A 15,794-nucleotide genomic window follows, 5' to 3' on the forward strand; every position below is an offset into this window, starting at 1 on the left:
ATGAAAACCTGCTTTTGAGCAGGTTTTTTTATCTTAATTTAGAATTTTAAATTATTTAAGAATTTTTCTAATTTATTAAATGAGGGGCAAGATTTGCTTACTAAATTTAAATCTAAATTTTCAGCAATCTTATTATTATGTTTTACATTGTTAAAAACAATAGTTTTATTAGAATTCTTATACACTAAATCTTGAAGAAATTCTTTCGGAGAAGGAATAGTTTCTGGATTTCCCCTTATTTTAAATTGTTTTTTTATTTTAAATGTATTCTTAATTGCATCGACATCTGATAAAAACCATGCTTCTATTTCTTCAACTGGTATACAAATAAATTTTTTGTTAATATTACAACCCTTTATTTTATAATTTAATGAATCATATAAAGATTTATAATCATTTCTATCTAAGTCATGAAATAATAAGACTAAATCGCAATTTCTTTTTTCCAAATCATCAATATAATCTTTACATTTTCTTTTAATTTTACCACAACCATTCCCAATATTTTTTTTATAACTAAGTTTTTTTCTAGTGAACTTATTTATAATTGTTTTTATAGTGTCGAAATCACTATTGTCTTCCGCAATTATGCCAACTGTTTTAATTATGCTCATATATCAAAACCAGTTTCTTTCCAATACTCTCCTAAATTACCCGAGGAATCTAAATATTCTTTTAAATCATTCATACTATCATTGCTGAATGACTCTAATAAAGGATATGCTGTTGTCCCTTTTATTTTACTCTTATCAACTAAAATTACATTTTCAGGTTTTAACTTATCTAAAATATAATCAGAATGGGTGCTGACAAAAATTTGTTTATTTTTTGATTCAAATTTAATTAATTCAATGATACTATTTAATAAGCCATGATGAACACAGACTTCTGGCTCTTCAATAATTAATAAATTGCTATTGTCTTTAAGTATATAAAATATTAAAGCGAGAGTTTTAAAAGTTCCTTCTGATAATTGATTTGGCGATAAATTCAAACTGTCAATTATAAATGAAGGAACAATAATTTTACGTAGAGTATCAATTTTTTCAATTTTTCCTCCTGACTTAACTTTAAATTGGCTATTGGGAATAGTATGTTCATAGAATTTTATGTTTTCAATAAGTTCTAATCCTAAGCCCCCGACCATATTAATAAATTTTTTATACAATTTTTTACCATCTTTATATGATGTATAAAGATCATATATAAATCTTTCATGTGAGCTTCTTTTACGTGAGCTCAATAATCTATAATTATCTAAATCAATTGAAGTAGGACAATTTTTTGGATTGGAAAACTGGGTTGCGCTATAATAATTTATATTAGAAACATATTCTATTAATTTAAAATGAAAGGAAATTACTTCCTCACTTAAATTTAATCTACCGAGCAAATCTTTACTCATTCTTTGATAATGAGGATTTGAAGTTCTTGGTTCTAAATATTTATAAACGTCGATGACCTCTTCATTCAATGATTTGAATTTTTCTTTATTGGTAATGTTTCTAAATCTTAAGTTTGAAAATTTGACAACATCGTTATTATTTTCATCAATATCTACAACAAAATCACTTTTTAAATTGTAGACTATTTCATCAATATCTAATGATAAATCTAATCTTGTTTTTAAAAATTTATCTTCATCATGTAGATCAGTTTTGTAAAAATGACGGTTGGTAACATTTTTTAATAATAATAGAGAGGTTAAAATGTTACTTTTTCCTGCACCATTTACACCAATAAATGCAGACAGATTATTATTAATTATAAAACTTGTTTTAATACAAGACTTATAATTGTAGATGGAAACTTCTTTTATTTTTATCATATATAAATTGTTGATAATTATAAATTGATTTTAAATAATTAAAATCTGATGAAATTTTATATAAAAATATTCTCAAATATACAAACTCAATATCAATGTAAATACGGTTTTCCGTAACGTCAAAAATAAAACAATCCGAATTCTCATTCTTCCGTATTTATACTGCAATTAATAAAAACTTCCAAAATCAAAAATACCCCGTTTAAACCAAACCTCAACTGACATTTCCTCCAAACAACTTGTTTAGACCAAACCACAACTGTTTTTTTGTTCCGCGAGCCTGTTTAAAGTAAAACACAACTGTGATTTTCTCTAAACAGATCGTTTAAACCAAAACACAAAATATTTTTAGTTTAAACAGATTGTTTTGCAGTAAATTAAAAAAAATAATATATTTAAACAAAGAATTAGTTAAATAAATTATTAACAAAAACACATTTGATTTATGAAAATCACATTAAGAAAGCTAAGTACGAAAGATTTAGCAACGCTTGTGCAGAGAACAATCAACACATCCGAGTCAGGCAATTATCCAGTTATCGATGGTCATCCGCTTCTGGCAGAACTTAAGCTAAAGTATGCAGATTATGATGCGGTCTATACAAAAATGACATTCAGCGGAATAGGAAATGATGTTGCCAATGCAGATCGGGAAAGAGATCTGGCTTTCACAACCCTGAAAGCTTTCCTCAACAGCTATCGCAAAATGCTAACCTTACCAAACTATCAATCCGCAGATGACCTCTATGGGATTTTCAGACAATTCGGTCTGAATCTAGACAGAATGAGTTACTCTTCCCAAACCGCTCAAATGAAAAAACTGATCGAGGAACTGGAGAAAGCAGAGAACTTTCAAAAGATCAAAGACCTGGAACTCACAGCTGCCTTTAATGATATGAAGGATAAGCAGGCGGATTTCGAAAAACTCTTTGCAGAACAAGCCTCCGCCAATGCCGACCTTCGGAATCAGAAGAGTGCATCGGGAATCCGCAAAGATCTGGAAAAGTCTTTGAAATCTTTCCTGAACCTGATCACAGCTATGAAAGATGTTGCCGACTGGCAGCTTTTCTATGCAGATGTCAATGAGCTGGTGAAAGCGGCGAAGAACTCTAATCCTGCGAAAGCATCAGGAAGTTACAATCCTCCTCAATAGATGATAAAAGCGGTTCTTGACCGCTTTTATTTTTTTTAATTTTAAACCTCAGATATCCGAACATAGATCGGAAAACGGATCTGAACCGTGGTACCGACATTGATCTTGGAATTGACGATCAGCTCGCCATTATGCATCCTGATGATGTTTCTGGCCAGTGGCAACCCGATCCCGTAGCCTTCATAATTCTTGGTGTTGGATGCACGGAAAAAAGGGTCATAGATCTTGTCCATCTCAGAATCCGGAATCCCGATCCCACTGTCTTTGATGATCACATAAAGGTGGTCGTCTGTTGCACCGAGAGAGACTTTTACCTGTTGGAAGTTGGAGTATTTGCAGCCATTGTTGATGATGTTTGCCATGGCAAGATGCAGGAGTTGCTCGTTGCCCTGCACTTTCAGTTTTTTTGGGTTGTCCGGCAGCATGCTGATGTCCATATAGACATTGTTCTTGGAGTTGATTCTTTTTGCAGTATCGATCACATCCCAGAGGAGCTGGTCCATCCTTACTTTGTCCATTTTCTGGATCTTCCCGTCGAAGCCGGTCTGGGCGATCATCAATAAGGCCTTGATCTTTCTGTCAAGTTTTTCGGCTTCGTTCAGAATGATCTGAAGGGTTTCCCGGTAATGCTCTTCGGATCGGTTTATAGATAATGCGACATCCGCCTCGCCCATGATCGAGGTCAAAGGAGTCCTGAGTTCATGGGAAACATTACCGATCAGATGATTCTGTGTCTCGAAGGAGGTCTCTATCCTGTTCAGCATATCGTTGAAGGTATCGACAAGCTCATTCAGTTCTGTATTCCCCGGGTGCGCTTCTAGTCTCAGGTGGAGGTTTTCTGAACTTATTTCCTTTACCTTGCCGGTGATCTTCAGGATAGGTCTGAATAAGGTCTTGGAAAGGTAAAAAGAAAATATCATGGAAAAGAAGAAAGAGAGGATCATGCAAGTGATCAATGTTCTCTTCAGAAACCCAAGATAATACACCACATAATGGTTCTTTGCAGAGGCAATGGCAATGTACTCTTTGTTGTCTGATCTGAAGGATTGCCCGATGTAGTAGAACTCTTTGTCGTTATAATTGGCCTCGCCTTTTCTGACGATATTCTTGAAAAAAGAATCAGGTATATGAACTTCCTTCGATATCGTACTGAAATTGGAATCTGCGGGAACTGCAAATACGTAGTCTTTTTCCATTGGCAGCTCTTCGTCATTCAGGCTGTTCAGAATGTGATTTTCCGGGATGTCGAGATGTTCTTTGCTTTTTTCGATCTGTACGATGGTGGTTGCCCTGATCTTGAGCAGTTCATAAAAACGTTGATGGGAAAAATTAACGATGGAAAAATATACCAAACCACTGAACAGCAGGATGACGACTGAAAAAACCAGCATCAATAGAAGCATGGTCTTGGTTTGATTGGTGGTTATCTTTTTCAGCATTGTTTATGGTTTTTTGAGTACGTATCCCATTCCTATAACGGTATGGATGATCTTGTCATCTTCCTGATTGTCTAATTTTTTTCTTAAGTAATTGACATATACGTCCACAACGTTTGTTCCTAATTCGTAGTTCACACCCCAGACGGCTTCCAGTATTTCGGCTCTGGATATCACTTTTTCAGGGTTGTTCAGAAAGTAGAGTAGGAGCTTGTATTCTGTGGAGGTCAAAGAGACCTCTATGCCGGCACGGGTTACTTTTTTGGTATAGTCATTGACCGTGAGATCAGAAAATTGATAGATGTTCTCATTATCGATCTCAGTTGTTTCTGGCCCGTTATGATGTCCGCTTCTTCTCAGTAGAGATTTGATTCGGGCAACAAGCTCGATGAACTTGAAGGGCTTTACCAGGTAATCATCGCCTCCGCTTTCCAGCCCTAGCACTATATTTTCTGAGGAATCCAAAGCTGTAAGGAATAGGATAGGGACGGTTTTGTTCTTTTTTCTGATCTCTTTGCAGACCTCCAGCCCATTGATGTCGGGCAACATGATGTCGAGAATGATTATGTCAAAGCTATTTTCTTCCACAAGCTTTATCCCTGTAGAGCCATCCAGAGCTACGGAAATCTCGTAACCCAACTCCTGTAATCCCTTTTTTATAAAGGAAACAACGCTGGACTCATCTTCTATCAGAACAATTTTTTTCATAACTAATAATTACAAAAATATAAAATTACTTTATCGGAGAATTTGATTTAGCTCCAAATTGCGTCCAGATCTTTGATTTTTTCAAAAATACAATTTATAATCAAATAAAATAAGGCTGTACCGAAGTCTGTTTTTCTTTGTTTTTTATAATTTAGCAAGATGAGAAATTTGATTTATATCTTCTTGGGAGGAGGCTTGGGTAGCGTTGCACGTTTCATGATCTCGAATTATAGTCAGAAACTTTGGAACATAGATGGGTTCCCTATGGGGACATTCGTTGTTAATATGACAGGATGCTTCCTGATTGGTATTTTGTCAGCTTATTTCCTGAAGGTCGATAATTCTTTGAGATATCTTTTGATAACAGGAGTTTGTGGTGGTTATACTACATTCTCCACTTTTTCTGCGGAGAATTATTCACTTTGGCAAAATGGTAATTATGGAATGTTGATTTTATATGCTTTATCAAGTCTTATTTTAGGTTTAATAATGGTGTTTTTAGGCTTTCAGATGCTGAAGAGTTAATTTTAGGCTTTGATAATTAGAGAATTAAATTTTTTTTGCAAATATAATTTGGTCTTAATGGAAAAGGTTTCTATATTTGCACCACTGAAAACGAGAAATCGTAGCAAGTAAGGAGAGTTGGCAGAGTGGTCGATTGCGGCAGTCTTGAAAACTGTTGACTGTAACAGGTCCGGGGGTTCGAATCCCTCACTCTCCGCCAGGTTAGAAACCAAAATAAGCTAAAACGCTGTAAACATCAATGTTTACAGCGTTTTTTATTTTAGCGCAGTATCAAAAAAAATCAAAATAGGTCACGATTTATATGTCCTATTTCGTGTCCCATTCAAAAAATTACAAAAATGGGTCACGAAAAATCAAGGAAAGCCCGACCAATAGGCAGTCTAACGATTGTACATCTTGCAAAAAGTGGTAACAAAAAGTAAATTATTAAACCATTAAAGTTATCACACAATGAACAAAACATTCAACCTGTTATTCTTTATCAAAAAGAATAAAATCAGAACAAACGGAACCGCTCCCATCTATTTACGAATCACGATAGACGGCAAGGCAGCCGACATTGCTGCTAAAAGGTATATTGATCCTAAGAAATGGGATGTTAAAGCACACAAGGCATTAGGTAATTCGCAAGAAGCCAAAACACTGAATCTCTATCTTAAAACTTTGGAACAAAAAGTTTATGATTTCCACTATCTGATGCTGAAAGAAGAAAACTTTGTAACTGCAGAGAGTTTAAAATCTAAACTGCTTGGAACGGATATCGAGCAAAGAATGCTTATTCCCATTTTTCAGGAGCATAATGACAAAGTTGAAGCTTTGGTCGGTCAGGATTTTGCCCCAGGAACATTAGAGCGTTATAAAACTTCTTTAAAGCATACACAGGAATTCATTAACTGGAAGTACAAAGTTTCTGATATTGATATCACGCAAATCGATCACGGTTTTATCAGTGATTATGATTTCTGGTTGCGCAGTGTGCGTAAATGCGGAAATAATACGGCTGTGAAATATCTCAAGAATTTCAAAAAGATTATCCGTCTATGTATGGCGCACGGCTGGATTACTAAAGACCCTTTTCTAGGTTACAAAGCAAAGATTAAAGCTGTCGAACGTCCTTATCTTACCAAAGAAGAAATTCAGATGATTTATGAAAAGGAATTTGCATCAGACCGATTGAACCAAGTTCGCGATATTTTTCTTTTCAGTTGCTATACGGGCTTGGCTTATGTGGATGTCAAGCAATTGTCAAAATCTAACATCAATATTGGGATTGATGGGGACCAATGGATTTTTACCCATCGTCAAAAGACCGATACCCCAACCAGGGTTCCGTTATTGCCTGTGGCTCAGGAACTGGTTTTAAAATACGAGAATCATCCTCAGTGTGTCAATTCAGATGTTCTATTTCCTGTTCTCAGTAATCAGAAAATGAATTCGTATCTAAAAGAAATTGCGAGTGTCTGTGGCATCAATAAGGATTTAACATTCCATATTGCAAGGCATACTTTTGCTACTACTGTTACTTTGTCCAATGGCGTTCCCATTGAAAGTGTGAGTAAAATGCTTGGTCATACGAATATTAAGACTACTCAGCATTATGCGAAGATTCTGGATAAGAAAGTGAGTGATGACATGGCGGTTTTACGAAATAAACTGCAGGATTTAAGTAGAGTTAAAGATTAAAATGAGACCGCCTCAAAAAGTACTGATAATACTCTGAGAGTCTCTTAATCGGCAAAATTAATCAGACAGGATTCCGAGAAATGGGTCACTTTTGAGACGACCTCATGTTTTATCTTATTTGTAAACAGTAAAGGACTTTCTAATCATCTAATACATAGATATAGATAATATTTAAAATGTCTTAGATAACAATTAAAAAGACTTGACAAACGTAGATTATTTTAATTGGAATCTCATGTTTGCTTTATATAGCAATGAACATTTGGTGATTTAGCTAATAATCCCTGAATGATAATCATTGAAAAGTAATAATAGATGTAAGTAAAGCAAACAAATAGCATTTATATTAAAACTAAAATATATTATAAAACGAAGGTGATATACGTTATCATACTTTTGAGTCTTTTGCCAAATGATGCAATTGACCGAACATTAGATTTTTTTCAGGAACTTAAAAGTAGAAGAAATGTACTTTAAGGATAAACCTTACCATCGGATTTAGATTTGAAATTTCCACTTGAACCAAATTTAATACAATAATATTTGGGGAAAACAGCTTCTCATATTTATAAATGTATTGGATATTATTCTAGCAAGAATACACTATCAGTAATGTCCAAAATTTCGATTTTAAATTTGTTGATAGGTATAACCTTCAAAATTTCCTATGCCCTTAACTTTTTAATGTAGTTATTATAACTTTGAAGTAGGCTAAGTTTCTCAATATAACAAGTCAGCAAATATTGATTTTTAATATAACTAACCTCATGAGTAACATTTATATTTATTAAATTAGCTTAAAACTAATAATCATAGAATGGCAATTAATGGAATTAGAACAATACAAAATGGAAAATATCTTATTTTCTATATTGAAAGTTTTTCTGATGAACTTCAAGAGCTAATTAGAAGTCAATTACAAGGTATTTTTCATGGTTTTTCTGAATATGAGTCATTAGAAGAATTTTATTCATATCAAAACACCTTAAAGTCATTTCTTGACAGATATAACAGTAAACATGATGATGCAAAAAAAGGCATAATTGGTGAACTATTATGTCATATTATACTTGGTAATGAATTGGATGATCTTAAATGTTTATCTATTTTAAAGAATAAAGAAGAGAGACAAGTTAAAAAAGGATTTGATATCATTTATTATAATTTAGAAAATATCAAGCTTTGGTATACAGAAGTGAAATCAGGTCATAAAAATGAATCTCCAAATTGTTCAGATGCTAATGTAGTTCTTTTGAAAAGATCAAGAAGTGCTATTTCCTCCATGATTGAAGAAAGAAGACAATCATTATGGGAGTCTGCTTTATTAGATGCAAGCTTAATGATAAAACAGGAAAATGGACTTCCAGATATCAGAAGATTATTAGCTAATGATTCCCCAAGCTTCAATCCTAATCAAAAAAAGAATGTGATCATAACATCAGTTTTATATAATGAACTATCAGAATTAATAGAGGAAATGAGTGTTTCAGATTTTACAGATGACACCATTACTCAAGATACCTTTGAAGATATAATAGTCATAAGTATACAAAAAAGAATGTTTGAAACAATTGCAGACTTTTTAACATCTGAATCAATATCATGAGTGAATTAAAGTTATTAGATTTTAGAAAAAAAAGTCAAAATAGTGACTTCACAAGTCTTTTTGAAAAATTAATACTTAATAAAGAAATTTCTGATGAAGAAATACAATATTTATTAAAAACAGCAATATTCTTTTTGAATTTTGGGGATACTTATCTCCAAAAGTTAGGATATAAAATATTAGTTGTTTATTCTAACAGATATAATGATTACAAACCATTATATGATTTTGCAATTAACAAAGGTTTTATACCAATATCTAAGTTTATAGAATCTAAAAATAGTACAGAAAAGGATAGCTTTTTTGAGATGTTTTTTTCAGCATTTCATGAGAATTTTAAAGAGCAGAGCTATTACTTGTCAAATGGTCAAAAAAAGCTAACAGAATTTTCTAACAGTTCTGATAAAAACCTTGTAATCATTGCACCCACTTCTTATGGAAAATCAGAGATAATTATCAAGAAAATTCTGGATAATTTAAATAAGAAAATATGCGTAATCGTTCCTAGTAAAGCATTACTAGCTCAAACAAAAAAAAGATTACTTAATCAATCAATTTCTGATTATCAAATTCAGAGAGTTATAACTCACCCTGAAATGTACAAAGGAACTGAAGAAAGTTTTATTTCAGTATTAACACAAGAAAGATTACTGAGATTACTCCAAAAAAATGAAGAATTATCTCTTGATTTGATTTTAATTGATGAAGCTCATAATATTTTTGGGGACAAAAAAGATGATGAAAGAGCAATTCTTTTAGCCCAGGTAGTAATTATTTTGAAGAAAAGGAACCCTAATATATCATTAAATTTTTATTCTCCCTTTATTGCAGACTTTAATAATTTAAAAATAAACCAAATTGAACTTGAGCTTGAATCTGAAAATATTGATGAGTTTATTAAGACTGAAAAGTATTTTATTTGTGATTTACGTAATGGCAAAAATCAATTAGAATTATATGATCAATTCTCTAACCAGTTTTTTAATACGAATATTGAATATGAAGATATTTTTGATTTATTACTAAATGAAAATTCAAAAAAAAATATCATCTATTTGAATCGTCCTATGCATATTGAAGAGCTGTCAAATGATCTAATGGATAAAATTGAGGATACCTTCGAGATAGATGATATAGAGGAAACAATTTCAGATTTCATACATCCAAATTATAAACTTATAAATTGTATAAAAAAGGGAATTGTATATCATCATGGAGGTATGCCTGAAATGATAAGATTATATGTAGAAGATATATTTTCAAAATATAATTTTATCTCATTTATTATAACAAGTTCTACATTGCTAGAAGGAATCAATATACCAGCAGAGAAAATTTTTCTTTTATCCATCAAGAAGGGAAAAAATACAAATCTGACAAATTCTCAATTCAAAAATTTAATAGGAAGAGTAAATCGTTTCAGTGAAATTTTTAATAATGAAACAGGAGATTTACGATTATTGGAACCTAATATTTATATACTAAAAAATAAATATACAGCTAGCAATGCAAATATTAAAAATTTTGTTTCTCAAAGAGCTAGAATTGAATCCCAAATTGAAGATAATATTAATAATGTTTTGTTAAAAACAGTAGGTGATTTAAATATTGAAGAAAAAGAAATACTTAAAAACTCATTAGAGTCTTTAGAAAATATTGAACCTAATACTACTGATTTAGAAAATCCATATTATGTTCAATCAGAAATTGCAAAGCTCTGTTATAAAAACAATATTAATGATTTTGACATAAAAACATCTGAAAAACAACTTATTGAAAATCTGAACAATTATAAGAGACAACTTTTCTCAATCATCAATAATAGCAATGATCTTATTGAAGCTATTGCTTCAATATTCTTTAATGAAATAGATTTAAAGGATAGTAATATTAGTCGTTTAGTAAACCCTCCAGCAAGAAGATTTTATTCAATGTTAGTAGAATGGCGTAGTAGAAGTGCATCTTATAAAGAAATGATTTCAAGTTTTTTACGCTATTGGGAAACATTAAGAGGAGAGGATTTATTAATTTATGTGGGGACAAAATGGGGAGTTGATAAAAGAAGTTTTACAGATAGAATGCCTTTATATATTGACTTAAGAAACAAAGATATACCAGAAAGGGTAAATATTGCAATACTAAGAATTAAAGAAGAACAAGATTTCATTGAATTTAATCTATTAAAATATATCGAAGTATTAAGCGAATTGGAATTAGTAGATCACACATTTTTCGATAAGGTTAAATATGGAAGTGGTGACAGAAAAACAATTATTTTATTAAAAAATGGTTTTTCTATTGAACTAGCTAAATGTATTAATAAGGAGGAATATAATTCTCTTATTTCATTTAATTTAGAATTAGATGAGGTAAATATCAATCCTGCTATAATTTCGACAATGGAAGAAAATTTTGAAAATAAAATATTAATTTTTGAATTAAAATATCACATCAGTTTTTCTTAAAATAAAATGGAAATGAATAAAGATTGGCTAGTTTTAGTCCAAAAGTTTGATGAAGCAAGTGCTAGAACAAAATTCGAAAATATTTGTGAGGGATTATTTAGAAAACTAAATCCCAAAAAAACAGTAAGGACTGTAAGAGTAAATCAAGGTGATGGAGGAATTGATATATTTATAGGTGAGATTGGTATTGAACCCATAGATGTAATCCAATGTAAGTTTTTTGTTTCTGGTATTGGTGATTCACAAAAAAATCAAATTAGAGAATCTTTTAAAACTGCAATGTTTTCACAAGAATATGAAGTTAAAAGCTGGACTCTATGTATAATAAACACTTTAGATTTACAACAAAATAAATGGTGGACTTCTTGGAAAAATAAGAATGAAGAAACTTATCAATTATCTAGTGATTTCATTTCATTAAAAGAAGGAAATGAGCTAATTGATTTACTAAAAGAATATAATCTTTACAATCAATCCTTTGAATTAGAGGATAGTATTAAAATAAAAGAAATTCATGAGGTATTAGTTAAGGGAGATTCACAGATTGATATTGAAAGTATTTTAAAGAATACTTCCTATGCATTATTACAAGTTAGAAATTACATTGAAGATAAAACAAGCGCCCATATTGTCAGAGCTGAAGTTACATCTATATATAATTGGATAATCCAAGATATACCATTAAATCAAAAAAATGTTTTGGTTTTAAAAGGGGAAAAGGGATTAGGAAAGTCTGCTATATTAAAAGATTTATATGAGCGACTTAGCTTAGAGAAGTATAATGTTTTAGGATTAAAAGCAGATAAGTTCTATTGTAAATCAATTGTGGAACTTGAAAATAAATTATTTGATAAGTTACTTTCATTTGATAAGTTAATTAAAGAAACAGTAGGAAAAGGAGAAAAGCTAGTTGTTTTAATTGATCAAATTGATGCTATGTCTCTTACACTCTCCTCAAATAGAGAATATATTGAAACCTATAATAAACTTATTTCTAAATTACAAACCTATCAAAATATTAGAATTATTATTTCTTCCAGATCATATGACTTAAAATATGATGCTGAACTTAGTATATATAATTCTGACAGTTATAAAAAAATATCGGTTAATATTTTTTCTGAGGAAGAAGTTAAAAGTATTCTTACAACCTTTAATATTAAACACCCTTCACAAAAAGTTTTGCATTTACTAAGGACTCCTAATCATTTAGATATTTTTTGTAGAATATATGATAATAGTTCAAAGCGTGAGATTGATTCAATTAATACACTAAAAGATTTATATGATCATTTATGGAAAAAATATATTTCTCCACAGAAAGAACTTAAACTTAAGGAGCTTATATTTAAAGTAGTTCAAAGGATGTATCAAGAACAAAGAATTTCTGTAGGAAACATCTATGAAGATGATTATTTTTCTGAAATAGGATATCTAAATTCAAATAGTATACTAGTTGAATATGATAAAGAAATTCAATTCTTTCATCAAACATTTTATGAATATGTATTTGCAAAACAATTTGTAGATAATCAAGGTAATCTGGAAGATTTTATTATAGATAATGAACAAAGTTTATATGTTAGGTCAGTGATAAAAATGGTTTTGGAGTATTTAAGAGAATCAGACATTACTAAATATGTAAACACTATTAAAAACATACTTGCTTCATCTAATTATAGATTTCATATAAAGTCCTTAATAATAAACAACTTAGGAGCTGTTAAAAACCCGTGTAATCTCGAAAAAAAACTTTTAATTGATGAAATACTAAAAAATCCTGACTATGAAGATGTTTTTATGAGTTCTATGCAATCAGAAAATTGGGTTAAATTTCTTATATCAGAAAACATTCCTCTTACCTATTTTTCCATACAAAGTAATAATTTTGATACTGATGAGGAATTTATATTTGAGAAGAAAAAATATTTCAATTATAATTGGTCTATGTTTGTAAATAACATAAATAATAATCCAATAATGATTCTAAACTACTTAGAGTCATTAGATTTTGAAAAAAAAGAAGCTTTCATTTCGGACTTAATGATTTATATTGATGATTGGAGTGACCTAAAATTATTACCTTTTTTTGAAAAATATATTCCTTTTAAAAAAGAATCTGAAGGAAAAAGAGACAATCACTACTTTTATGAAGCATTAAAAAAAATCTTTTATCATAATAAAGGCTATGCTTATAAAATGCTTGGGATTGCTATTATTGATTTCTATGAAAAATTTGAATTCAATTATAGATTTGAATACTCTTTAAATGAAATTGTCAAAGACTTTTGTATTGTAGCCCCATTAGAGTCTTTTAAATATTTATTTTCCATCTATGAAGAAATAGTTGATAAAACAAAGATACCATATTTCTATTATGGAAAAATTCAATCTCCCCTTTATAAGAGTTCAAAAATAAATGATAAAGATTCTCATCGAATTTATTCTGGAGAACATAGATTAGATGATTATTTGGAAGAATTTATTCTAAATAGTAACACAAAATTTTTCTTAGAATTTTATCAGAACTATAAAAATTCCGATGATACTCTATTACTAAAAATGATTATAAAAAAATTAGATTCTAACTATTCATTTTATAAGAATGAAATTCTTGAATTGATTGAAATACTTTCTTATAAAAATATATTTGGAGGTAGTGATGATCATTTGCAACTTCAACTCAGAATTATAATTAGTAATGTTTATAAATTATTAGAAAAAGAACAAAGAGAATTCATTAATAATATCTTATTAGATCTTAGAACCACATATGACTATTGGATTTGGAAAGATGAAAATGGAAAAAGAAGAATCAGTTTAAATGAGTTTGGAAAAAAGAAATATCTCTTTATAAAAGCTCTTCCTTTTGATGAATTAATTAAAAACAAATTACTCTTCAAAACCTACAAAGAGCTTGATAGAAAATTTGGAGATCTAAATCCTAGAATAGCTACTGATACTTCTGGAGCTACATGGTCTTCAGTAAGTCCTCCTTTATCAGAATCTGCTTGTAAAAAAATGACTTTGAAACATTGGAAAAAAAGCATGATTAAGTACAATGAAAATTATAAGTCAGATAGATGGGCATTTGGCAATATTGAGGAGCACTCTAAAGTATTCCAAAATATTGTTAAAGAAGATCCAAGTAAATTTTATGAATTCATAGAAAGCTTATTTAATGATAACCAAATTTCAGAAAAGTATATTTTAAGAGGAGTTGGAGGATTAATTGATGGAAATTATAATCCTAATAAAGTTAAGAAACTATTCAAACAATTAATTACTCTTGATATTATTAATAGTTATTATGGAAGTATTGTTAACCATTATATTCGATACTTTATTGAAAATAAGAATGTTGACAGTGATATTGTCCTTTATTTAAGTGATTTAGCTCTTAATTACCCTAATAAAGAGAAAGAACATAATCCTAATTATCCATTACATGATGCAGTAAATTCGGTTGTAGGCTCTGCTGTGAGTGAATTAATTCATTGTTTTTATAATAAAGAGTTTGAAGAGATAATATTTTCTACAATTGAGAAGCTGATTGAAAAACCAACTTGCAATAATTCTGTAAAAATAATGTTATTAAGTGATTTAGCACATCTTAACCGTTTAGATATTAATAGAGCTTTTAGAATTTTTGAGAAGTTAACTAACACCACAGATCATACAATCTTAAAACATTCAATTAATCCTTCACAATATTTTAACAACAGATTTCATAATAAAATGGATGGTTATTTTAAAAGAGTATTAGAATGTCCTGAAATATATAAACAAAATTATGTATTGATTTCTAGTTGGCTACTGGATTTAGACAATGAAAAAAAACTATATAACAAATTCATTGAAAAAGGTAAAGATGCAAAGTTATGCGCTATAGATGTTGCTGAAGAATTTCTGATAAATGAGGATACAGGATTAATAAATATAAAAGCATTAGAAATACTTTCAGAGTTTTTATCAGAAACTGATAAAGAATTTGCAGAAGAATATTCTTGTGTGATTCTAAGAAAGTTTAAACCAGAAAATTTTCAATTTTTTTTCTCATTCCTTAATGAATACTCAAAAACAGTATTATGTAGAAAAGACCCAAGATACTTTTTGCAATACCTTTCAACATGTTCAAAAAATCATCCTGAAAAATGCTTAGAATTACTTCAAAACATAGATTTTAGAGACAAACCTGATATTCAAGATAGTGGATATTATGACAAAGAACCAATCCAATTAATCCTGGCAATTTATAGTAAATTGGTTTCAGAAATAATTAAAAATAAAACTTTAATTAATCAAGCTCTAGATATTTTTGATGGTATGTTGAAACATAGACATCTTAGAAATAATGCTAATCAAGCAATAGAAGCATTAAAATAATTAA

The 15,794-nt window shown here is 29.9% G+C and carries 10 protein-coding genes and 1 tRNA gene; 7 read left to right on the top strand and 4 right to left on the bottom strand.

Annotated elements, in window-relative coordinates; translation table 11 throughout:
- Window positions 1-38 precede the first annotated feature (38 nt).
- Both K319_RS21130 and K319_RS0112975 read right to left on the bottom strand, forming a co-directional pair.
- Complete coding sequence (locus K319_RS21130; RefSeq protein ID WP_051230666.1) at window positions 39-614, bottom strand: DUF4276 family protein; 576 nt, start codon at window positions 612-614, stop codon at window positions 39-41.
- Window positions 611-1,828, bottom strand: a complete 1,218-nt coding sequence (locus tag K319_RS0112975) for an AAA family ATPase (RefSeq protein WP_027383987.1) — start codon at window positions 1,826-1,828, stop codon at window positions 611-613. The genes K319_RS21130 and K319_RS0112975 overlap by 4 nt, the downstream gene beginning before the upstream one ends.
- Before the next feature lie 445 nt (window positions 1,829-2,273).
- Between K319_RS0112975 and K319_RS0112980 the strand changes: the two genes are divergently transcribed.
- Complete coding sequence (locus K319_RS0112980; RefSeq protein ID WP_027383988.1) at window positions 2,274-2,981, top strand: DUF6261 family protein; 708 nt, start codon at window positions 2,274-2,276, stop codon at window positions 2,979-2,981.
- 41 nt (window positions 2,982-3,022) lie between these two features.
- Here the strand turns inward: K319_RS0112980 and K319_RS0112985 are convergent, their stop codons facing one another.
- Window positions 3,023-4,420, bottom strand: a complete 1,398-nt coding sequence (locus K319_RS0112985; RefSeq protein ID WP_027383989.1) for a sensor histidine kinase — start codon at window positions 4,418-4,420, stop codon at window positions 3,023-3,025.
- 3 nt (window positions 4,421-4,423) lie between these two features.
- Entirely contained in the window at window positions 4,424-5,125 is a 702-nt protein-coding gene (locus K319_RS0112990; protein WP_027383990.1) for a response regulator transcription factor, read from the bottom strand.
- A gap of 159 nt (window positions 5,126-5,284) precedes the next feature.
- Between K319_RS0112990 and crcB the strand changes: the two genes are divergently transcribed.
- From crcB to K319_RS21135, 6 genes are all read left to right on the top strand, one after another.
- Complete coding sequence (gene crcB / locus K319_RS0112995) at window positions 5,285-5,650, top strand: fluoride efflux transporter CrcB (RefSeq protein WP_027383991.1); 366 nt, start codon at window positions 5,285-5,287, stop codon at window positions 5,648-5,650.
- Window positions 5,651-5,761: 111 nt separating this feature from the next.
- Window positions 5,762-5,849: transfer RNA gene (locus tag K319_RS0113000), tRNA-Ser, on the top strand.
- A 251-nt stretch (window positions 5,850-6,100) separates the two neighbouring features.
- On the top strand, window positions 6,101-7,333 hold the full coding sequence (locus K319_RS0113005) for a site-specific integrase (protein WP_027383992.1): 1,233 nt from the start codon (window positions 6,101-6,103) through the stop codon (window positions 7,331-7,333).
- Window positions 7,334-8,150: 817 nt separating this feature from the next.
- Entirely contained in the window at window positions 8,151-8,939 is a 789-nt protein-coding gene (locus K319_RS0113010) for a Hachiman antiphage defense system protein HamA (protein ID WP_027383993.1), read from the top strand.
- The gene (locus K319_RS20425; RefSeq protein WP_051230668.1) at window positions 8,936-11,404 is read left to right on the top strand and encodes a DEAD/DEAH box helicase; all 2,469 of its coding nucleotides are present in this window, start codon (window positions 8,936-8,938) and stop codon (window positions 11,402-11,404) included. The genes K319_RS0113010 and K319_RS20425 overlap by 4 nt, the downstream gene beginning before the upstream one ends.
- A gap of 12 nt (window positions 11,405-11,416) precedes the next feature.
- A complete protein-coding gene (locus K319_RS21135; protein ID WP_169712671.1) occupies window positions 11,417-15,790 on the top strand; it encodes an ATP-binding protein in 4,374 nt (1,457 codons plus the stop codon).
- Window positions 15,791-15,794: the final 4 nt, after the last annotated feature.

Source organism: Epilithonimonas caeni DSM 17710 (genome assembly GCF_000426465.1).
Lineage (GTDB): Bacteria > Bacteroidota > Bacteroidia > Flavobacteriales > Weeksellaceae > Epilithonimonas > Epilithonimonas caeni.